The organism is Achromobacter sp. Root83 (assembly GCF_001428845.1).
GTDB lineage: Bacteria > Pseudomonadota > Gammaproteobacteria > Burkholderiales > Burkholderiaceae_B > Achromobacter.
Genome location: NZ_LMIU01000024.1, coordinates 67925 through 89595, shown reverse-complemented (window position 1 = coordinate 89595; position 21671 = coordinate 67925). Strand labels below are relative to the sequence as shown.

19 protein-coding genes are annotated in these 21671 nt (G+C 66.0%); 9 read left to right on the top strand and 10 right to left on the bottom strand.

All coding sequences use genetic code 11. The annotated features are described in order from the left end of the window. Positions 1–15: 15 nt before the first annotated feature. Positions 16–1923 carry a prolyl oligopeptidase family serine peptidase gene (locus ASE30_RS21940; protein ID WP_369819352.1) on the top strand — a complete coding sequence of 636 codons (1908 nt, stop codon included), beginning with the start codon at positions 16–18 and terminating at the stop codon, positions 1921–1923. On the opposite strand, the gene ASE30_RS21935 is transcribed toward ASE30_RS21940, so the two are convergent. After that, a complete protein-coding gene (locus ASE30_RS21935) occupies positions 1913–3190 on the bottom strand; it encodes a GGDEF domain-containing protein (protein ID WP_082601676.1) in 1278 nt (425 codons plus the stop codon). The genes ASE30_RS21940 and ASE30_RS21935 overlap by 11 nt on opposite strands. A gap of 525 nt (positions 3191–3715) precedes the next feature. Then, the gene (locus tag ASE30_RS21930) at positions 3716–4975 is read right to left on the bottom strand and encodes an MFS transporter (protein WP_057286396.1); all 1260 of its coding nucleotides are present in this window, start codon (positions 4973–4975) and stop codon (positions 3716–3718) included. A gap of 164 nt (positions 4976–5139) precedes the next feature. Here ASE30_RS21930 and ASE30_RS21925 point away from each other — a divergent pair, with 164 nt between their 5' ends. Next, on the top strand, positions 5140–5973 hold the full coding sequence (locus ASE30_RS21925; protein WP_057286395.1) for a helix-turn-helix domain-containing protein: 834 nt from the start codon (positions 5140–5142) through the stop codon (positions 5971–5973). Positions 5974–6226: 253 nt separating this feature from the next. After that, complete coding sequence (locus ASE30_RS21920; RefSeq protein ID WP_057286394.1) at positions 6227–8815, top strand: penicillin-binding protein 1A; 2589 nt, start codon at positions 6227–6229, stop codon at positions 8813–8815. Positions 8816–8891: 76 nt separating this feature from the next. Here ASE30_RS21920 and ASE30_RS21915 read toward each other — a convergent pair whose 3' ends face one another. Further along, on the bottom strand, positions 8892–9605 hold the full coding sequence (locus ASE30_RS21915; protein WP_057286393.1) for a metallophosphoesterase: 714 nt from the start codon (positions 9603–9605) through the stop codon (positions 8892–8894). Between the two features lie 189 nt (positions 9606–9794). Between ASE30_RS21915 and ASE30_RS21910 the strand changes: the two genes are divergently transcribed. Together ASE30_RS21910 and ASE30_RS21905 are read left to right on the top strand one after the other, a co-directional pair. Then, positions 9795–10970, top strand: coding sequence for a PepSY domain-containing protein (locus ASE30_RS21910; protein ID WP_057286392.1), 1176 nt, complete (start codon positions 9795–9797; stop codon positions 10968–10970). After that, positions 10967–11164, top strand: a complete 198-nt coding sequence (locus ASE30_RS21905; protein ID WP_057286391.1) for a hypothetical protein — start codon at positions 10967–10969, stop codon at positions 11162–11164. Before ASE30_RS21910 ends, ASE30_RS21905 begins: the two co-directional genes overlap by 4 nt. Before the next feature lie 175 nt (positions 11165–11339). Here the strand turns inward: ASE30_RS21905 and ASE30_RS21900 are convergent, their stop codons facing one another. Beyond that, the gene (locus ASE30_RS21900) at positions 11340–12167 is read right to left on the bottom strand and encodes an aldo/keto reductase (RefSeq protein WP_057286390.1); all 828 of its coding nucleotides are present in this window, start codon (positions 12165–12167) and stop codon (positions 11340–11342) included. 273 nt (positions 12168–12440) lie between these two features. Between ASE30_RS21900 and ASE30_RS21895 the strand changes: the two genes are divergently transcribed. Beyond that, positions 12441–14246, top strand: a complete 1806-nt coding sequence (locus ASE30_RS21895; RefSeq protein ID WP_057286389.1) for an ABC transporter ATP-binding protein/permease — start codon at positions 12441–12443, stop codon at positions 14244–14246. Between the two features lie 51 nt (positions 14247–14297). Next, complete coding sequence (locus tag ASE30_RS21890; RefSeq protein WP_057286388.1) at positions 14298–14684, top strand: Rieske (2Fe-2S) protein; 387 nt, start codon at positions 14298–14300, stop codon at positions 14682–14684. Between the two features lie 29 nt (positions 14685–14713). On the opposite strand, the gene ASE30_RS21885 is transcribed toward ASE30_RS21890, so the two are convergent. Further along, entirely contained in the window at positions 14714–15697 is a 984-nt protein-coding gene (locus ASE30_RS21885; protein WP_057286387.1) for a bile acid:sodium symporter family protein, read from the bottom strand. Positions 15698–15807: 110 nt separating this feature from the next. On the opposite strand from ASE30_RS21885, the gene ASE30_RS21880 reads away from it, so the two are divergent. Next, a complete protein-coding gene (locus tag ASE30_RS21880; RefSeq protein WP_057286386.1) occupies positions 15808–16650 on the top strand; it encodes a LysR substrate-binding domain-containing protein in 843 nt (280 codons plus the stop codon). Positions 16651–16701: 51 nt separating this feature from the next. Here ASE30_RS21880 and ASE30_RS21875 read toward each other — a convergent pair whose 3' ends face one another. The 3 genes from ASE30_RS21875 to ASE30_RS21865 all read right to left on the bottom strand — a co-directional run bounded on the left by ASE30_RS21875 (position 16702) and on the right by ASE30_RS21865 (position 19031). Then, positions 16702–17001 (bottom strand): hypothetical protein, encoded by a 300-nt coding sequence (locus ASE30_RS21875; protein WP_057286385.1) that lies wholly within the window; start codon positions 16999–17001, stop codon positions 16702–16704. Between the two features lie 159 nt (positions 17002–17160). Beyond that, positions 17161–18039, bottom strand: a complete 879-nt coding sequence (locus ASE30_RS21870; RefSeq protein ID WP_057286384.1) for an N-formylglutamate amidohydrolase — start codon at positions 18037–18039, stop codon at positions 17161–17163. Positions 18040–18041: 2 nt separating this feature from the next. Next, the gene (locus tag ASE30_RS21865; protein ID WP_057286383.1) at positions 18042–19031 is read right to left on the bottom strand and encodes a tripartite tricarboxylate transporter substrate binding protein; all 990 of its coding nucleotides are present in this window, start codon (positions 19029–19031) and stop codon (positions 18042–18044) included. A gap of 111 nt (positions 19032–19142) precedes the next feature. Between ASE30_RS21865 and ASE30_RS21860 the strand changes: the two genes are divergently transcribed. Beyond that, positions 19143–20078: a LysR substrate-binding domain-containing protein gene (locus ASE30_RS21860; protein ID WP_057286382.1), complete on the top strand. Its 936-nt coding sequence runs from the start codon at positions 19143–19145 to the stop codon at positions 20076–20078. Positions 20079–20198: 120 nt separating this feature from the next. On the opposite strand, the gene ASE30_RS21855 is transcribed toward ASE30_RS21860, so the two are convergent. After that, positions 20199–20414 (bottom strand): hypothetical protein, encoded by a 216-nt coding sequence (locus ASE30_RS21855; RefSeq protein ID WP_057286381.1) that lies wholly within the window; start codon positions 20412–20414, stop codon positions 20199–20201. Between the two features lie 102 nt (positions 20415–20516). Continuing rightward, the gene (locus tag ASE30_RS21850; RefSeq protein WP_057286613.1) at positions 20517–21620 is read right to left on the bottom strand and encodes an AGE family epimerase/isomerase; all 1104 of its coding nucleotides are present in this window, start codon (positions 21618–21620) and stop codon (positions 20517–20519) included. Between the last annotated feature and the right edge of the window lie 51 nt (positions 21621–21671).

The window sequence follows — 21671 nt, the reverse complement described above, 5'->3', positions numbered from 1 at the left end:
CCCTTGTTCTCATTCATGACGCGCACCGTCCTGGCCGCCAGCATCGTAGGCGCCACCCTGGGTGCCTGCGCCACGCAGCCGCCTCCCCGCGCCTATCCCCTGAAAGACTTCTTCCGCAATCCGGAGCGCGGCTATTTCCGCCTGTCGGAAGACGGCCAGACGCTCGCCTTCATGCAGCCCACCAGCGTCGACGGCAACCCCGCCCGCATGAACATCTACGTCCAGCCGCTGCAGGGCAGCCAGCTGGTGGGCGAGCCCCGCCAGCTCACCCGCGAAACCGCGCGCGACATCAGCGCCTATTTCTGGAAGGGCGCGGACGTCGTGCTGTACCAGAAGGATTTTGGCGGCGATGAGAACTACCACGTGCTGGCCGTCAACACCAAGACGGGCACGATCACCGACCTGACTCCCTACGAGGGCGTGCGCGCGGGCATCGAGGACGACCTCGAAGACGACCCCGAACACGTCCTGATCAGCCACAACCAGCGCGACCCCGAAGTGTTCGACGTCTATCGCGTCAATGTCCACACCGGCGCGGCCGTGCTGGTGGCGCAGAATCCCGGCAACATCATCGGCTGGCAGACCGACCACGCGGGCAAGGTGCGCGCCGCCATCACCAGCGACGGGCTGAACACCGCCCTGCTCTACCGCGACGACGAAGCCTCGGATTTCCGCCCCCTGATCACCACCGATTACCGCACCAGCGTCAGCCCGGCATTCTTCACCTTCGACGACAAGAGGCTCTACGCGCTGAGCAACCGCGGGCGCGACAAGCTGTCGCTGGTGATCATCGACCCGGCCAACCCCGACGCCGAAGAAGAAATCTTCACGCCCGACACGGTGGACCTGGACGGCGCCGCGTTCTCGCGCAAGCGCCGCGTGCTGACGGTGGCCTCCTACCAGACCGACAAGCCGCAATACAAGTTCTTCGATGCCGAAACCGAGGCCCTGAACAAGAAGCTGGCCGCCAGGTTGAGCGGATACGATTTCGTCATCCAGGGCGCCAACCGCGACGAAGACAAGTTCATCGTCGCCGCCTACAACGACCGCACGCCGGGTTCCCGCTACATCTACGACGCCGCCGCCGACACGCTGACCAAGCTGGCCGATCTGAATCCGGCCATTCCCGAAGCCGACATGTCGCGGGTGCGGCCCATCAGTTATCAAAGCCGCGACGGCAGGACCATACACGGCTACCTGACCCTGCCCGCCGGCCGCGACCCCAAAAACCTGGCCTGCATCGTGAACCCGCACGGCGGCCCGTGGGCACGCGACGGCTGGGGCTACAACCCCGAGGTGCAATTCCTGGCCAACCGAGGATTCTGCGTGCTGCAGATGAACTTCCGCGGATCCACCGGCTACGGCCGCGACTTCTGGGAGGCCGGCTTCGGGCAATGGGGCCTGAAGATGCAGGACGACATCACGGACGGCGTGCAATGGCTGGTGGGGCAAGGCATCGCCGACCCCAAGCGCATCGGCATCTATGGCGCCAGCTACGGCGGTTACGCCACGCTGGCGGGGGTCGCCTTCACGCCGGACCTGTATGCCGCGGCGGTCGATTATGTGGGCGTGTCCAATCTGTTCACGTTCATGAAGTCCATTCCGCCGTACTGGAAGCCGATGCTGGACAAAATGCAGGACATGGTGGGCGACCCCGAACGCGACCATGACCGCCTGGCCGCGACCTCGCCCGCGATGCATGCGGACAAGATCAAGACCCCGCTGTTCGTGGCGCAGGGCGCCAAGGATCCCCGCGTCAACAAGGACGAAAGCGACCAGATGGTCGCGGCGCTCAAGGCGCGCGGCGTGGACGTGGAATACATGGTCAAGGACAACGAGGGCCACGGCTTCCACAACGACGAGAACAAGTTCGAGTTCTACGAAGCCATGGAGAAGTTCCTGACGGAACACCTCAAGCCGTAGTGCCCGCCGCTTGCGGAGCGCCCGCCGGCGCGTTGTGCGGGGCCGGCGCGTTGTGCGGGGCCGGCGCGTTGTGCGGGGCCGATGCCGGCACGCCCGCAGCCGCGCGGCCCGCGCCGCGCGCGCTCCGGGCCATCACCACGCGGTCACGCCCCTGCTCCTTGGCCTGATACAGCGCCACGTCGGCGCGGGCCAGAATGCCGTCCGCGCTATCCGCCGGCTGATACGAGGCCAGTCCGCCGCTGGTGGTCATCGGCACTTCCAGCCCCTGCAGGTACAGGGGCGTATCGCGCAGGGCATCGCAGACGCGCTGCGCGTGCACCAGCGCGCTGGCCGCATCACAGTCGTACATCAGCAGCACGAATTCCTCGCCGCCCAATCGGCCAAAGCGGTCGCTTGCGCGCACGGCGTTCTGCACGACCTGCGCGTAGTGGCGCAGCGCGGTATCGCCGGCCGCATGGCCGTAGCGGTCGTTGATGGACTTGAAGTGATCGATGTCCAGCACCAGCACCGCCAGCCGGCCCCCGGAGCGTTCGCAGCGCTGCAGCTCGCGCTCCAGTTCATCCAGGATGCTGCGGCGCGAGTACGCCTGGGTCAGGCTGTCGAACGTCAGCGCTGCCTGCATTTTTTCCGACTGGCAGGTCTGGATCAGGAGCAGCAGCGCCAAAAACAGCGCCGGCACGGTGACCGACCCGCAGACAATGAAAAACAGGCCCCAGGCCGATGGCTGCAGCAGCGACATGGGCGTTGCCACCCCCGTGCCGTAGACAAATATGCGCAAGGCGTGCAACGCGGCCAGCGCAAGGACCGCCAGCAGCAGATAGAGCACCACGCCCCCCGTCTGGATGCGTTTGCGCTGCCGGAAGATGACCCTGGCCGTCGCCGCCATCAGCACACAGGTATAGACCGAAAACAGCACAAGGCGCGCCGCCAGGTCGTCGCTCCGGTACAGCAGCACCGCCAGCCCGGCCGCACAGAGCGCGCACAGCACGGCCGTGCGCAAGACATGCGGGCGCAATCCGAAGAACTGCCGTACCCCGATGTAGACCAACGCAACCGAGCAGACCCAGGCCGCGTTCGACACCATCACATAGGCACCGGGGGGAACGATCTCGGCGGCGGCGTATGCCAGCAGGGACAGCACAGCCAGTGCGTTCGCCGCCGTGAATGCGGGAACGCCCTCCAGGGCGCGGGCGTGAAATGGCAGCAGCAACGGCAGCGCCAACGCCGTCGCCAGGCCCCACACCAGAAAATACAGGGAAGTCGTCATGGTTTATGCCGGCTCGGGCCTTGTGGACCCTCTCCGTCGCTTGGAACTGCTGTTGCACTGGGTTCGCACTAGGAAACGCGTTACACGTAAGCATTTTTGATGCTTTTTGTTACCAGAAGGACGAAAAGACCTCTTCATGCACGAGGCCATGAGGCAACGCATGTCTGTCCGTCCTGAACCTTTACTGCCCGCGCCAAGACGATTGCACGGCATGCGAACAGGATACGACAAGGCTGGCGCCAGGTGATGTTCTCTTTGCAGTAATTGACAGTTAACTTGGCCAGGGACAGGGTTCACCCTGCCCGATGCGACGCGAAGGCCACCCAGGCGCCGTGAGCACGCCGTCAGGTCCGCCCGTCAGGTCCCGCACCAAGGCGCCACCAAAGCGCCGCGAAAACGCCATCCGACCGCCCCGAGCGCGCCCGGCCAGCCTGACGCGTACCCTTCATGCACTCCCGTTGCGGGAATGCACATGCCCGCGGGGCGGGCGCCGCGCGGGCCTCAATCAAACGTTCGATCGCGCCCCTAGGCCCGCGTCTTTCCCACCTTGGGCAACAGGATCGCCACCACCCCCAGCAAGGGCAGATAGGCGCAAACCTGGTACACATAGCCGATGCTGGTGGCGTCAGCCAGCCGGCCCAGCGCCGCCGCCCCAAGTCCGCCCATGCCGAAGGCGAAGCCGAAAAACAGGCCGGCGATCATGCCCACCTTGCCGGGCACCAGTTCCTGGGCATAGACCACGATCGCCGAAAATGCCGATGCCAGCACCACGCCGATGATCACCACCAGCACGCCCGTCCAGAACAGGTTGGCGTGCGGCAGCATCAGCGTGAACGGGGCGACGCCCAGGATGGACACCCAGATCACGATCTTGCGGCCGATCCGGTCGCCGACCGGCCCGCCCACCACCGTGCCCACCGCCACGGCGGCCAGAAACAGGAACAGATAGAGTTGAGCCTCGCGCACCGACAGCGCGAACTTGTCGATCAGGTAGAACGTGAAATAACTGTTCAGGCTGGCCAGGTAGAAGTACTTGGAAAACACCAGCACGCCCAGCACGCCTAACGCGCCCAGCACCTGATTGCGCGACAGCCCGTTGCCGGCGGCCTCGCGGCGCGCGCGCGGCTTGAGCAACACGCGGTTGGCGCTGTACCAGCGGCCGATGCCGGTCAGCACCACCATGCCGAACAAGGCCGCCAGAGAAAACCAGGCAACGCTGCCCTGCCCGTGCGGAATGATGAACAGCGCCGCCAGCAGAGGTCCCAGGGCCGACCCCACGTTGCCGCCCACCTGGAACAGCGATTGCGCCAGCCCGTGCCGCCCGCCCGAGGCCATGCGCGCGACGCGCGACGATTCGGGATGGAAGACCGATGAGCCCGTGCCCACCAGGACCGCGGCCACCAGCAGCCAGCCGAACGACGGCGCCACCGACAGCAGCAGCAGGCCGAGCAGCGTGAATCCCATGCCCACCGGCAGCGAATACGGCTTGGGATGACGGTCGGTATAGAAGCCGATGAAGGGTTGCAGCAACGACGCAGCCAACTGGTAGACCAGCGTGATCAGCCCGATCTGCGTGAACGTCAGGCTGAAAGAGTCCTTCAGCATGGGGTAGATGGCCAACAGGATCGACTGGATCATGTCGTTCATCAGATGCGCCACGCTGATCGCGCCCAGCACCTTGAAGGCGGTGGACGGATCCGAGGCAGCCGCCGGGTCGGTGGGGGTTGCGGCGGGGGGAACATGGCCGCCGGGGACGCCGGCGGCGGGATTCTGGGCGGAGTTCATGGGTCGCACACGTAGAGGATGGCCTGCCCGGCGCGCTGCCGGGACCTGCCGATAGTGTAGGAATGCGCGCCCGGAGCCATCTGCCAATTTTCGTCGCGAAAGTGACAAAATACGGGCATCGCACTTTCACCTTTCCCCTGATACTTTCGCCGGAAGTGACACTCATGCCCCTCCGCCACGCCGCCGCGCTCGACCCCGCCCGCAGCATCAATGCCCTGGATTACCAGGATCGGCCGCGCGTGGTCACGGCCATGGCCAAGGAATTTTCCGCCGGCGCCCAGACGGGCGCCCATTCGCACCCCAGGGCCCAGCTCATCTACGCGGTAGAAGGCGTGATGCGCGTCACGACGCCCAGCGGGTTCTGGGCGCTGCCGCCGCTGCGCGCGCTGTGGGTGCCGGCCGGTGTGCCGCACGGCGTGGACATGGTGGGCGCGGTATCCATGCGTTCGCTGTACATCCAGGCCGACGCCGCGCAAGGCTATTGGCCGCAATGCCAGGTGATCGAAGTCAGCGGGCTGTTGCGCGAACTGATCCTGGCGCTGACCGCGGAGCCCATCGACTACCCGCTGGAAGGCCGCGCGGAGCAGATCGCCGCACTGATTCTTGCCGAACTCTCCGCCGCCCGCGTGGTGCCCATCCAGATTCCCTGGCCGCGCGACCGCCGCCTGCAAACCATCTGCACGGCGATCCTGGACCAGCCCGGCCTGCAGCGCGGCATCGAAACCTGGGGCAGCGAGGTCGGCGCCAGCGCGCGCACGCTGATCCGCCTGTTCCAGTCCGAACTGGGCCTGAACTATCGGCAATGGGTGCAGCAGGTGCGGCTGGCGGATGCCGTCTGCAGGCTGTCGCTCGGCGTGCCGGTGGCGCGCATCGCCGCCGACCTGGGCTATCGCAGCGCCAGCGCATTCTCCGCCATGTTCCACCGCGCCCTGGGCGCCCCGCCCCAACGCTACCTGCAATCCGTCCCCACATCGGTTGCGCCTCTGCACAGCGGCTGACAAGCCGACGGCGGCCGCGACGGCGCTTGCCGTTTGTCACCGCGCGCAATACAGTTCAGGGCGCGTGCAACGGGCGCGTGCAACGGGCGTAGGTATCCCCCGCCCCCCCTGAATTCCGCAGCCCGCCTGTCCTGAAGCCCGTCCCTTTATTTGATCGGCAGATCGCCCCGCATCGCCCCGCCGGCAGATTTGGTTACTGAAACCTTATCGGGCCCTGGGCGGTCTATAACGTTCTGCCCTAGAATCGCCTGCAATGAGCACCCCCCAGCAATCCACCGCCACCCCGGGCGGCAAATCGGGCCTTCCCTGGAAACGTCTCCTGGTCAAAGCGAGCATCGCCGCGGCCGGAGCCGCCGTGTGCGGAGCCGTCCTGATCGGCCTGGCGCTGGCTCTGGCATGGCCCAGCCTGCCCGACCTGCACGCCATGACCGACTACCGCCCGCGCGTGCCTCTGCGCATCTACACGGCGGACAAGGTGCTGATCGGCGAATACGGCGAAGAGCACCGCAACGTGCTGCGCTTTGACGAGATTCCCCCCGTGATGCGGCAGGCGGTGCTGGCGGCCGAGGACGACGGCTTCTACAGCCACGGCGGCGTCGACTGGATGGGCGTGGCACGCGCCGTGCTGACCAACCTGGTCAAGGGATCCAAGACGCAGGGCGGCAGCACGATCACCATGCAGGTCGCGCGCAACTTCTACCTGTCGTCGGAAAAGACCTATTCGCGCAAGTTCTACGAACTGCTGCTGACGTTCAAGATCGAATCCCAGCTCACCAAGGACCAGATCCTCGAGCTCTACATGAACCAGATCTACCTGGGCCACCGCGCCTATGGTTTCGCGGCCGCCTCGCGCACGTACTTCGGCAAGCCCCTGTCCGAAGTCACCGCCGCCGAGGCCGCCATGCTGGCCGGCGTGCCCAAGGCCCCGTCGCGCTTCAACCCCATCACCAACTACCCGCGCGCCGAGATCCGCCAGCACTATGTGCTGGGCCGCATGAAGACGCTGGGCTACCTGACGCCCGAACAGGCCGACGAAGCGTTGAAGGAACGCCTGACCATCCGCGGCGCGGACGGCACCAGCGCGCGCGGCTTCGCCGTGCATGGCGATTACCCCGCCGAACTTGCCCGCCAGCTCATGTATGGCGTGTTCCAGGAGGACACCTATTCCAAGGGCATCGACGTCTATACGACGATCGACTCCAAGGCGCAGGAAGCCGCCTACCGCGCGGTGCGCGACGGCGTCATGGATTACACGCGCCGCGCCGTCTACCCCGGACCGGAAGACCAGATCGACCTGCCCGACGACGTCGAAAAGGACGCGCCGGCGCTGGACGAGATCCTGGACGGGGTGCAGGAAAAGACGCCCGACAGCGAAGACCTGCTCGCCGCCGTGGTGCTGGCCGCCAGCCCCACCGAAGTCACCGTGGCGCGCAGCGCGCGCGACATCATCACGATCTCCGACAAGAAAGCCCTGGCCGTCGTCGCCCGGGCCCTGAACCCCAAGGCCAGCAACAGCCAGCGCATCCGCCGCGGTTCGGTGGTCTATATCCACAAAACCGGCGACCACTGGGAAATCATCAACATGCCCGCGCTGCAGGCCGCGCTGGTGTCCATGGTTCCGCAGGACGGCGCCATCCGCGCCATGATCGGCGGCTTCGACTACAACCGCGGCACCTTCAACCGCGTGACGCAGGCCTGGCGTCAGCCCGGTTCCAACATCAAGCCCTTCGTCTACGCGGCCGCCCTGGAACGCGGCTTCACGCCCGCCACGCAGATCTCGGACCAGCCCTTCATGCTGACGGCCGAGCAGACCGGCTCCAAGGCCTGGCAGCCCAAGAACGACGGCAACCAGTACGAACCCATGCTGACCCTGCGCCAGGGCCTGATGCGCTCGAAGAACATGGTGTCGATCCGCATCCTGCAGGCGATCTCGCCGCAGTACGCGCAGGACTATCTCACCCGCTTCGGCTTCGACAAGTCGCGCTGGCCCGCCGTCCTGCCGCTGGCGCTGGGCGCCGGGGGAGCCACGCCGCTGCAGGTCGCCAACGGCTACAGCGTCTTCGCCAACGGCGGCTACCGCGTCACGCCCTATCTGGTCGACCACGTCACCGACCGCTCCGGCAAGGTGCTGATGCAGGCGCAGCCCGTCGTCGCCGGCGACGCCGAGGCGCGCGCCATCGACCCGCGCACCGCCTGGGTCATGGACGACATCCTGCGCGGCGTCACGGTCAACGGCACCGCCGCCCGCGCGCACCAGGTACTCAAGCGCAACGACATCGGCGGCAAGACCGGCACCACCAACGATGCCGTGGACGTCTGGTTCTCGGGCTTCTCGGGCAATCTGGCCACCACGGTGTGGATGGGCTTCGATCAGCCCAAATCGCTGGGCACCAATGAATTCGGCAGCGGCCTCGCGCTGAGCACCTGGCTGGACTACATGCAGCCGGTCCTGAAGGGCGTGCCCGAAACCAAGCCCGCGCCCCGTCCCGACGGCCTGCTGGTGGACAACGGCGAGTACTTCTTCGCCGAGTTCCCGCCCGGCCAGGCGGTGGCTTCGCTGGACCTGTCCTCTGGCGACGCACTGACCGACTTCCTGAACAACAACCGCTCCACCGATGGCGTCGACACCTCGGTCAAGCCGCTGCCCCCGGGCGGCGCCATGGCCCCGCCGGACAGCGCCGTCCAGCCGCCGTTGATGCCGATCCCCGTGCCGCAGGCCGGCAACGCGCCCGCCGCCAGCGCGCCGCAGGCGCCCGCCCTGCCCGCGGCTGGCGTCGACCCCGACGGCGCGCGCGCCAGCGCCGTCAACAGCCCGGGCTCGGTGACGGCCCGGCCGCTGTAGCCTCTCGGCTTACGGCAAAAAAAACGCCCCCCGCGCTGCGCGCCAGGGGGCGTTTCTGTTTCAGGGCGGCCGGGATCTACTCGGTGGCCGCCGACTCGGTCACGACTTCGCAGGGCCACGCCTGCAGGGACTCCAGGTCCAGGAAGGTGAAGTAACCCTCGTTCCAGCCCTCGGTATCGATGTGATACACGTTGCCCAGCACCAGGGGCGAAGCCACCGGCGTGTGCCCCGCCACCACGGCGCGCACGCCAAGAATGCCGGTGCGGTCCATCTGCCGCAGACGGTCGCGCGACCATTGGCAGGCCGCGCTGGTGCGCCGGTAGCGGTCCTGCAGGGCGGATTCCAGCCGGGGCCAGAACAGCACCGGACAATCGGCATGCAACAGCCCTACCGCGCCAGTCGAGGTTTCGACCTCGATGGCGATCGGCAATTTCGTGAATGCCTCGGCAAAGACCTCCTGGCGCTCGGGGGGCAGGTCCAGGAACCACCCGCCGCCGTAGCCGCGCCAATTCATGACGTCCACCTGGCCGGTGCGCACGTGGCGGATGGCGTAGTCCTCGTGGTTGCCCTGGACGGCCTGGAACCAGGGGCGAGCCAGCCATTCCAGCGCGGCCTCGCTCTCGGGACCGCGATCAACCAGATCGCCCACGGAAAACAGCCTGTCCCGGGACGGGTCGAAGCCCAGACGATCCAGGCTCTCCTGCAAACGCGAAAAATGCCCGTGCACATCACCCACCGCATAGTCGCGGCCGGATTCGTTACGAGGGACTTTCAGAAAACGCTGCTCCATGATGATTCAGTACTGACGCAATGGAAAAACCGACCCTTCTTTTTAACCTGCTTTGCTCCGTCCCCATCTGCCACCGCGTAGCCGGCAGGGTCAAATAGCGTTACGAGAATCGCTTTTATTCGTGATAATGTTCCCCCTTTATTCAGCCATGCCTGGAAGGGGACGCGCAAGCCGATCCCCGACGCCGCCATGACAGCCGCATCCACCATCAAAACCTGGTATCTGGTCCATAAATGGACCAGCCTGATCTGCACGGTCTTCCTGCTCATCATCTGTCTCACCGGCCTGCCGCTGGTGTTCCACCACGAGATCGAGCACTGGCTGGATGACGCCAAGCCGCTGTCGGCCGTGCCCGCCGATACGCCCCCCGCGAACCTGGACAAGCTGGTGGACAGCGCCAAGTCCATGTATCCCGGCGAGGTCGTCGACTATCTGTTCTTCGATCCCGACGAGCCCCAGGTCTTCGTGGGCCTGGCGAAAAAACCTGGCGACGGCCAGGCCTCCGGCCATGCCGTGCGCATGGACGCCCGCACGGGCGATGTCCTGCTGGACGGTCCGCTCTACACCGAAGAGAAATTCTCCTTCATGGGCGTCATGCTGGCCCTGCACGTGGACCTGTTTGCCGGCCTGACGGGCGAACTCTTCCTCGGCTTCATGGGCCTGCTGTTCTGCGTGGCCATCGTGTCGGGCGTCGTGCTGTACGGGCCCTTCATGAAAAAGCTGGAATTCGGCACCGTGCGCGCCTCGCGCTCCACGCGCCTGAAATGGCTGGACCTGCACAACCTGCTGGGCATCGTGACGCTGGTCTGGGCACTCGTGGTGGGCCTCACCGGCGTCATCAACGAGTTGTCGACACCGTTGTTCCGCCTGTGGCAATCCACCGAACTGGTCCGCGTGCTTGAACCCTACAAGGGCCAGGCCGTGCCCGCCGAACTGGCGTCGGCCCAGCTCGCCGCCGACACCGCGAAAAAAGCCCTGCCGGGCAACGAAGTGTCATTCATCTCGTTCCCGGGCAATGCCTTCGGCAGCCCCCATCACTACATCGCCTGGATGCGCGGCGACTCGCCGCTGACCTCGAAGCTGAACACGCCGGTGCTGGTGGACGGCAAGACCGGCGAGCTCACGACGGTCGCCAGGATGCCCTGGTATCTGACGGCGCTGGAAGTGTCCCGCCCCCTGCATTTCGGCGACTACGGCGGCCTGCCCCTGAAGATCATCTGGGCGTTGCTGGACCTCGTCACAATCGTGGTCCTCGCCAGCGGACTTTACCTGTGGCTGGCGCGCCGCCGCGCCACCGAAGCGCGCATCAACGAACTCGTCAAGAAACACCAGGCCGCCGCCGCGCCGCAAAGGACTCCTGCATGAACAAGCCCCCACGCAAGCACGGCCGTGGCGTCATGTTCGTCTGGGGCGCGCCCATCCTGCTGGGCGTCCTGAGCGTCTTCGGGCTGCTGGCGGCCCTGCTCGGCACCGGCGCCTGGCACTGGGCCTCCTGGACCTCGCTGACCCTTCTGCTCGTGGTCATCGTGCGCTACTGGGCGGTGCCGCTCAAGCACTAAGGGCCATCGCAGCCAGCGGCCATGCCAGCCAAGGACAAGGTCAGCTCAGGGCCACGCCCGCTTAGAGCCACACCAGCTTAGAGCAACACCAGATCAAGGCGACGCCAGCCTTGGGCACACCGGCCCGGCCGGCAGCGCGGCCCCGCGCGCCGCGCCCGCCACCGGACCTTTCCGGCTACCCGCCGAACTTCTCGGGATCCGGCCCCAGCCGGGCGCCCTGCTTGATCCTGTCGATGGCGGCCATGTCCTCTGTCGACAGCTCAAAATCGAACACGTCGATGTTCTCGCGGATGCGGGCCGGCGTGACCGACTTCGGGATCACGATCAGATCGCTTTGCAGATGCCAGCGCAGCGTCACCTGAGCGGGCGACTTGCCGTGCTTTTCCGCCAGGTCCAGGATGACCTTTTCCTTGCCGACGCCGCCTTGCGCCAGGGGGCTCCAGGACTCGGTCGCGATGCCGTGCCGGGCATGAAAAGCCCGCAGTCCAACTTGCGTGAACCCCGGATGCAGCTCGATCTGGTTCACCGCCGGCGTGACGCCTGACGCGTCGATCAGCCGCTCCAGATTGGCCTGCGTGAAGTTGGACACCCCGATCGACCGCGCCCGGCCATCTTCCTTCATTTCAACCATGGCGCGCCAGGCGTCCAGGAACTTCTCGCTGCCCGCCACCGGCCAATGGATCAGGTACAGGTCCACGTAGGCAAGGCCAAGCTTCTCCAGGCTTTCGTCCATCGCCTTGTGCGCATCGTCGTAGCCATGCCGGTCATTCCAGAGCTTGGTGGTGATGAACAGATCCTTGCGCGCCACCCCGGCCGCGCGCAGGCCCGAGCCCACACCGGCTTCGTTGCCATAAATGGCCGCGGTGTCCACCGAGCGGTAACCAGCCGCCAGCGCCTCCTTCACGCTGGAGGCCGCCTGCTCGTCGGGCACTTGCCAGACTCCCAGGCCCAACTGCGGAATTTTGTTGCCGTCGTTCAATTTCACTGCGGGTACCTTCGCCATAAGACCCTCCGTAGCATGCGACGCGACACTTGCGCGGCGAATACGCGCCAAGTCGCGCAACCAAGGGGGCAGCCGGGCAGAACCCTTGGTTGGAAGAGAAGAAAACGGGCCCGATGCGCTGCGCCCGTGCCACGATACCGCGTCGATCCCCCCGGGGCAGAGGTCGCTCCATCCCAGGGGTTATCCGTCGAATAGTACCGCTGGTGCCGGATAATGCCCTTCTAGCGGCTGGCCGCCACCCGGCGCAGCCTTGCGCAACAACCGCATCCAGACATGAATTCTCCCGACGCGCTGCCCAAAAAGGGCGGCGGCATTTCCACGCTTCGCACCCTGTTTCCCTATCTTTGGCCGCCCGGCAGGACGGGCCTGAAGATACGCGTGGTGGCCGCGCTGCTCTGCCTGTTCGCCGCCAAGGCGGCCACCGTCTATGTGCCCCTGCTCTACAAGCAGGCCATCGACGAACTGGGCAAGGGCGCGCCCGGCGCGGTGACCGTGCCGCTGGGACTCATACTGGCCTATGGCACCGCCCGGGTGCTGTCGCTGCTGTTCTCGGAACTGCGCGACGCCATCTTCGCCCGCGTGGGCCAGCACGCCATCCGCGCGGTCGGCCTGCGGATATTCCGTCATCTGCACGCGCTGGCGCTGCGCTTTCACCTGGCGCGCCAGACCGGCGGCCTGAACCGCGCCATCGAACGCGGCACCAAGGGCATCCAGACCCTGCTGTCGTTCCTGCTCTTCAACATCCTGCCCACCTTCTTCGAGATCGGCCTGGTCTGCATTGTGCTGTGGAAGATGTTCGATGGCTGGCTGGCGCTGGCCACCGGCGCCACCGTCACGCTCTACATGGCCTACACGCTCGTCGTCACCGAATGGCGCGCGAAGTTCCGGCGCCAGATGAACGAAACCGATGCCGAGACCAACACCAAGGCCATTGAAAGCCTGCTGAACTACGAGACCGTCAAGTATTTCGGCAACGAGGAGCACGAAGCCCGCCGCTACGACGCCTCGCTGACCCGCTACGAACGCGCCGCCGTGCGCAGCCAGGTCAGTCTGTCCGTCCTCAACATCGGCCAGGCCGCCATCATCTCCGTGGGCCTGACGCTGGTGATGTGGATGGCCGCCACCGGCATCGCCGACGGCCGCTACACGCTGGGCGACTTCGTCCTGGTCAACACCTATCTGCTGCAGCTCTACACCCCGCTTAGCTTCTTCGGCTTCATCTACCGCGAGATCAAGCAGGCGCTGATCGACATGGAGCGCATGTTCGAACTGCTGGGCCAGGACCGCGAGGTCGCCGACCGTCCCGGCGCGCCGGCCCTGCGGGTGAGCGGCGGACAGGTGGAATTCCGCGATGTGCATTTCGGCTACGACGCGCGCCGCCCCATCCTGAAGGGCGTGAGCTTCCGCATTCCCGCGGGCCATACCGTGGCCGTGGTGGGCACGTCGGGCGCGGGCAAATCCACCATCGCGCGGCTGCTGTTCCGCTTCTACGACACCGACAGCGGATCCATCGCCATCGACGGACAGGACGTGCGCGACGTGACGCAGGCCAGCGTGCGCGCCGCGATCGGCGTCGTCCCGCAGGACACGGTGCTGTTCAACGACACCATCCACTACAACATCGGCTACGGCCGTCCAGGCGCCTCCGACGGGGAAATCCAGGCCGCCGCGCGGCTGGCCCATATCCACGACCTGATCATGACCATGCCGGACGGCTACCAGACCATGGTGGGCGAGCGCGGGCTGAAGCTGTCCGGCGGCGAAAAGCAGCGCGTGGCGATCGCCCGCACGATCCTCAAGAACCCGGCCATCTTCCTGTTCGACGAGGCCACCAGCGCGCTGGACACCCACACCGAACGCGAGATCCAGGCCAACCTGCGCGAAGTCAGCCAGGGCCGCAGCACGCTGATCATTGCCCACCGCCTGTCCACCGTGGCGGACGCGGACGAGATCATCGTGCTGGCCGACGGCCGCATCGTCGAACGCGGCCGCCACCCGCAGTTGCTGGCCCAGGGTGGCATCTATGCCGGCATGTGGGCGCGCCAGCAGGAAAGCGCCCGCGCGGCGCCCGCCGATTGACAAGCCCCGGCCGCTACCCGAACATCGCATCCTTTGATTTCCAGGCTACCCATGCAAGATTCCTCGTCCACCCCGGAAGTCCGCGTCTGTGCCGCCGCCGATCTCGTCAACGGGGGACTGGGCGTGAAGGTGCCCGTGTCCGACAGCGCCGGCCAGACCACCGCCTTCTTCGTGCGTTACCAGGACCGCGTGCACGGCTACCTGAACCGCTGCGCCCATGTGGGCGTGGAACTGGACTGGGAAGGCAGCTTCTTCACCCGGGCGGGCGACCTGCTCATGTGCGCCCGCCACGGCGCCACCTACCAGCCCGACACGGGCCTGTGCGTGGGCGGCCCCTGCAAGAACGGCCGCCTGACCGTGCTGGCCGTGCAGGAGCGCGAGGGCAGCGTGTATTGGCTGCCCAGCGGCAAGATCCGCCCGCTGGACGCGCCAGTTTGAAAGCGCGGGGTTGAGAGCCCCTTCCGGATCTACGCCCGCGCCGCCACCGCAACCACGGGCGTTTCGCGCTCCGCATAGCGGCGCGCCAGCACCGCGCAGACCATCAGTTGCATCTGGTGGAAGATCATCAGCGGCAGCACCACTACGCCCATCTGCGACGTGCCGAACAGCACGGTGGCCAGCGGAATGCCCGACGCCAGCGACTTCTTCGAGCCGCAGAAGACCATCGTGATCTCGTTCTCCTTGGACAGCCCCAGCTTGCGGCTGCCCCAGGTCGTGATCAGCAGCACCGAGCCCAGCAGCAAGGCGTTCACCAGCACCATGGTCGCCAGGTCGATCGGCGGAAACGCATGCCAGATGCCTTGCGCCACGGCCGCGCTGAACGCGGTATAGACGGCCAGCAGGATGGAACTGCGATCGACCTTGGACAGCGTTCGGTTGTTGCGCAGCGCCCAGGCGCCGATCCACGGGCGCAGCAGGCTGCCGGCCGCGAAAGGCAGCAATAGCTGGATAAGGATGCGGCCGGCGTCGGCCAGGCCATGCCCGCCGCCCTGCCGGTGCAGCAGCACCGCCACCAGCAGCGGCGTCAGCACGGTGCCCAGCAGATTGGACGCGGTCGCCGCGCAGATGGCGCCGGGCACGTTGCCGCGCGCCATGGACGTGAATGCAATCGACGATTGCACGGTCGACGACAAGGTGCAGACGAACAGCACCCCCAGCCACAGCGACGGCGTCAAGAGGTCAGGAAACAGCGCGCGCAGCGCCAGCCCCAGCACGGGAAACAGGATGAAGGTGCAGGCCAGGATCAGCGCATGCAGCCGCACATCCTTCACGCCGGCCACGATGGCGTCCGTGGAAAGGCGCGCGCCATGCAGGAAGAACAGCAACGCAATGGCCACGTTGCTGGCCACCATCATGAACGACGCGCCGTTGCCCACCGCCGGGAAGACGCTGGCGAAGGCCACCGTGGCGATCAGGAGGAGCGTGAATTGGTCGGGCAGGAAGCGGCGCATGGCAGAAGGATTTCCGTAAAGTTGCGCAAACTATAGGCGCGCCCCTTGCCATCGTGAAGACCAGTAGTTACTTTAACTGTCATCGGCATATCCTATGACCAGCGCACGCCATGCTCAATCCTCTGTGGCTCAAGACCTTCGCCGCGGCCGCCGCCGCGCCCAGCTTCTCCGAAGCCGCCCGCCGGCTGGCCCTGACCCAGCCCACCGTCAGCGAACATATCCGGCAGCTTGAACAGGCCGTGAACAGGCGCCTGTTCCAGCGCGACACGCATTCGCTTGCGCTGACCAGCGATGGCCGCAGCCTGCTCGTGCACGCCGAGATCATCCTCGACGCCCACGAACGGGCCGAACGCCTGTTCGACGCGCCCCGGCTGCGTGGCCGCATCCGTCTGGGCACGTCCGACGACCTGGCGATGGGCCCCCTGCCCGATGTGCTGGCAGCCTTCCGGCTGGCCCACCCCGAAGTGGAACTGGACTTGACGATCGGCGTCACCAGCGAACTCTACAAGCTGCTGGACGACAACGAACTGGATGTGATGATAGGCAAGCGCCGACGCGGCGACCGCCGCGGCCAGACCTTGCACAAGGAAGCGCTGCTGTGGCGGGCCAAGGAAGGCTTGCGCGTGGCGATCGACGAGCCGTTGCCCCTGATACTGCTGCGTGAACCCAGCGTGACGCGCACGCTGGCGCTGGATGCGCTGGCGCGCGCCGGCCGCAGTTGGCAGATCGTCTGCACCAGCACCAGCTACGCGGGCTGCCAGGCCGCCGCCCGCGCGGGCCTGGGCGTCACGGTGCAGCCGTCGCACCTGTCCACGGCCGGGCTGTCAGCGCCCGCGGGCGCGGCGCAACTGCCCGTCCTGCCCCAGGTGGAATTCATCGTCATCTCGGCGGCCGCCCCCAACAAGCCCACCCGCGCCCTGACCGAGATCCTGATGCGCAGCACCCTGACTTGAAGGCGCCGCTGACGGCGGCCTTCCAGTGCGGCGCCGAGCGCCCGCCGCGTCCTACTCGGGCAGCGGATCCGGCACGCCGCCTTCGTCCACGGTAGCGACACGATCCAGCGCGTTGCGCGCGGCCGACATGGCCTCGATCGTGCTGCGAAAGCGCCGGCTCAGGAAGATCTCGAACACCAGGCTTTCGGGTTCTTGCGCTTCGTTCTCCGGTTCGGCGTCGGCCCTGGCCGTCTGCGCATCCGTTTTGGCGGGCAGACGCCTCGTCTCGATGAACGCGCGCGGAGGTGTGCGCCCTTCGGGCTGTGTCGCGTACGCAACCACTGAAAATCCGTTGATGATCTTCTCAGGCATTTCGGTTTCCTATGGCCGCGCTCAAATGGGCGCGAACCGATATGTTCGACAACGGCCCGGCGCCAGAAAACTTAAACGCAATATGCGAACTGGGCGTTGATTCGCATCAACGCCCAGCTCGGCACGCGGCAACACCCGCCGGAAATTATCGGCGCGATTCTATTTTGTCGACGTGATGGCAGCCATGCGGACCCGAACGTACGCCGCCACCTGCTCCAGCACTTGCGCCAGATCCGCGCGCAGCGCCTCGAAGCCCGCATTGCGTTCGCGCGTCGCCTCGTCCATATACAGCGGACGGCGGATTTCCACCTGCAGGCTATGCCGGTTCAAGGCGGGCTGGCCGATCTGCGCGATCAGTTGCACGCCCTTGTAGGGATCATTGCGCGCCACGGTATAACCCTTGCCGCGCAGGGCCGCTTCGATCAGCGCGATGAACTCAGGCTCGCACGTCGTGCCGTCGCGGTCGCCCAGCACAAAATCCGCCAGCGGATGCTCGCTTTGCCGGCCCAGCCGCTCGTACGCGTCGTTGGGCATCGAATGCAGGTTCAGATGCCAGACCGCGCCAAAGCGTTGTTCCACCTGCGCGATCGCGTGCGACAGCGCCGCATGGTAAGGCTGGTAATACGCCTGGATCCGGTGCAGCACTTGCGCCAGCGTCAGCTTGCGGTCGTAGATCGGCGTCGCCTTATCCATCCTGCGCCAGATCAGGCCCTTGCCCAGACGGGTCTTTTCCCCGGGTTCCAGCGGCTCCGGCCAGGGTTCGGCCAGCAGCTCGGGATCCAGGTCCTGCAAGGTGCGATTCGGGTCGATATAGACGCGAGGGAAGTTCGCCGCGATCAGCGTGGCGCCCAAGCCGGGTGCCGCCGACCACAGCTCGTCCACGTGCGTGTCCTCGCCCTGGCGCAATTGCGCCAGCGTGGCAAGGGCCCCGAAGTCTTCGGGATAGCGCTCGCCACTATGCGGCGAATCGCAGACCAGCGGCAACGCGGGGCCGGTCGGCTCATGCACGGAAACAGCTTCGAAGTCGGCGGGAGTCATCGTCAGTCTGCCTGGATGTTGGCGGCCTTGGCCACCTTGGCGTAACGGGCCAGGGCCTCGTCGATCTGCACCTGGAACTCTTGGGGGGTCGTGGGCATCAGCGTACCACCCACGTCCTCGGCCTTCTTGCGGAACTCCGGATCCTCCATCGCCGCGCGGACGGCCTTGTTCAGACGGTCCACCACCGCCGGCGGCGTGCCGGCGGGCGCCACCAGGCCGAACCATCCGCCCGTTCCCATGTCGGGATAGCCCAGTTCAATATAGGTCGGCACGTCGGGAAGCAAGGGCGAACGTTCCGCGCCCAGCACGGCCAGCGGGCGCAGCTTGCCGCCCAGCACCTGAGGCAGCGTCGACGACAGGTTGTCGGTAATCGCGTCCACCTGCCCGCCCATCACGTCGTTCAACGCCGGCCCGGCGCCGCGATACGGCACGTGCAGCAGCTTGATGCCGGCCAGCATCATGAAGTTCTCGATGTTCACGTGGCCCAGCGATCCCACGCCCGGGGAGGCGAAGCTGTAGCGTTCGGGCGCGCCCTTGGCCAGCGCAACGAACTCGGCCATGTTCTTGGCCGGAACGTTCGGATTGATTGCAAAGATGCTGGGTACGGCCAGCACATTGGAGATCGGCGCGAAGTCCTTGACCGGGTCGTAGTTCATCTTGCGAAACACCGCCGGATTCGAACCATGCGTGCTCATCGTGGCCATGCCGAGCGTATAGCCGTCAGGCGTCGAGCGGGCCACCTGCTCCATGCCCAGCGAACCGCCCGCGCCGGCCTTGTTCTCCACCACGATGGTCTGCTTCAGATCGCGGCCCGCATATTCCGCGACCAGGCGCGCCACGATGTCGGTCGAACCGCCCGCCGCGAACGGCACCACCAGCTTGATGGGACGGGCGGGGTAATCGGCGGCATGCGAGATGCCGGCAAAGGACAACGACGCAAACATGCCGGCGAGCGCAAAGCGCGCGGACGGGCCCAACAGGCGGCGGGACATGAGGCTACTCCAAGGGTTGAAGGTCTATCGACAAGGCCGCCAGTGTCCAAACTTTACGATGTCCTTTCAAACGACTATATTGCACTCCTTCATTACCAAAGGTCATGCTGAATGCGCCTGCACTCGCCTTCCATGTCCGAGCTGCATGCCTTCGTCACGGCGGCGCGCTTGGGCAGCTTCACCCAGGCCGCCCAAGTGCTGTGCGTTACCCAAGGCGCCGTCAGCCGCGCCATCTCGCGGCTGGAAGCGCACTTCGGCCAACCGCTGATGCATCGCAATGCCCACGGCCTCACCCTGACCGAAACCGGCCACCGGCTCTACGACGGCGCGCAGGCGCCTCTGCAGGCTATCGAAGCCCTCAGCGCCGGCCTGCGGGCCGACGACCGCCGCCTGCGCCTGACGCTGTCCTCGGTTCCCACCCTGGCCAGCGCCTGGCTGGTGCCGCGCCTGCCGGACTTCCACCAGCGCCATCCCGATATCCAGCTTGGGTTTTCCGCATATCGCCGCAACGAGGATTTCTCAGGCGCCACGCCGGACGCCAGCATCCTGTCCGGCACGCCCGAGCAATGGCCAGGCTGGCAGGCCGACTACGTGATCGGCCGCGAAATGGTCGTGATCTGTCATCCCGGCCGCCTCGCGGCGCGCCAGGCCCAGGGCCTCTGGACCACCCCGCAGGGCCTGCTTGGAGAACCGCTCCTGTATCACTCCAACGGCATGGCCAACTGGGCGCAGTGGTTCACCGCGGCCGGCGTGCCGCGCGAAACCGTCACGCTGGCCAGTGGTTTCGATCAGGTGTCCATCCTGGTCCGCGCCGTCATGGCGGACATGGGCATCGCCGTCCTGCAGAGGTGCCTTGTGCGCGACGAACTGCAGGCCGGACGCGTGGCGGCTCCCTTCCCCGAACTGCCCATCCGCATCGCGCGCGGCTACCATCTGTGCGCGCCGGCGCAACGCCGCGACCACTACGCGCTGGCGTGCTTCCGGCAATGGCTGCTGGATACTGCAAGCCAGGATCCCGATGTCCTGGCGGCGGGCGCCGCGGCCTGATCCCCTGCCCCGTCACACAGGCGGCGGCTTGGAATCATCCGGTTGCCGTATTGGCGCAAATTTCAAGACCAAATGAAACGGCCCCCTTTCGGGGGCCGTTCATGACTGCGGCGGATTACCTCAAGGCGCCAGCTTGAAGCCCAGATCGACGCCCCACTTGTCTGTTTCGCGCAGCCATTTCGCACCGCAATTCAAGCAGCGGAAATGGTCTTCGCGGCTTTCCTGCCGACCTTTCTGCGTCGGGTTGGTAAATCCTTGATGTCCCAGATGCGAATGCGGCGCCACGCCCGCAAGCCCGGGGTTAATGCGTTGGCAAGCCAAGCACATAACGCTCATTGATGCTTCCCCACAAACAGTGTTAGCAAATTGTAAGGGATTTCACCAATATTTTTCTATCAATTCATGTCCATAAATCGACAAAAATTGTTAACGCGGTCATTAAACAACGTTTGGCAGCGCGGCCAGACAGGTCGCCAGATGGTAAGGAGACGTCGAGGGCATATCTGATCTTGCGACCGCCCCCTGCGCATCCAGGCACTCGTACCAGCCGTCTGCGTGCAGAAAGCGGGCGCGAAAATCAGTCAGCCCCGCGTCCAGCGCGGACAGATCGCCCAGCACCGCCAGCACGCGCAAATATTCCGTCTGCGCCCAGATGCGGCGCGTATCGTCGATGACCGCGCCCGTTTCATCCAATGCCGCGATCACCCCGCCCATTTCCACGCCGTGCTTTCTGGACCACTGCACCGCGCGTGGCAGCAACTCGGCAAGATCCAGGCCTTCAAACACTTCAGCCGCCCCATGCACCAGCGACAGCCATTCGAATTGATGGCCCGGCTCGAGGCGGTTGCCGGCAGTGCCCTGCAGCGCTTCTGAAATGCATTGCGTCGGCGCATGCACGAAGAACTGGCTGATGCCCTGCGCCAGCCCACGCAGATGCTGCGCGAACAACGCGGGTTCGGCGACCTGGGCGGCGGCCAGATACGCCTCGGTCAAGTGCATCATGGGATTCTGCGCCGGCGGCTGCAAAGGCTGGGACAGGTCGGCGGTAAGCGAGGCGTGGTACAGCGAATCGGCGGTCTTGAAACGCGCTTCGATGGTCTGGGCCGTGGCCAGCATCAGCTTGCGCGCGTCGGCATTACGGCTGCGCTGAAAATAGGCCGCGCACGCCAGCACGATGAAAGCATGGGTATAGAGGTCTTGGGTATCGTCCAACGGACGCGCCTGGGCATCGACGCTGTAGCGCCAGCCGCCGCGCTCGTCGCGGAACACGCGCCGGAGCGACGCGAACAGCCGGTCGGCATGTTGGCCGGCGGCCATGCCAGGGGCTTGCGCGAAGACATATAGCTGACGCGCGCAGGCCATCGCGCGATAACGCACCACGGGCAACGGCGCGCCCGTGGCGGAATCCAACGATTCAAAAGGCAGGCCGAGCGCATCGTTGAAGCCCTGCCCCATCCATAGGGGCAGCACGACGGAATCAAAATGTTCGCGCAACGCGCGGATGTTTTCCGCGAGAGAAAAATTGGTCTGTGCGGCAGTCATCTTGAAAAGACGCGTACCCGATGAGGGCCCCAGGTTTTGGAGCAGCAACGA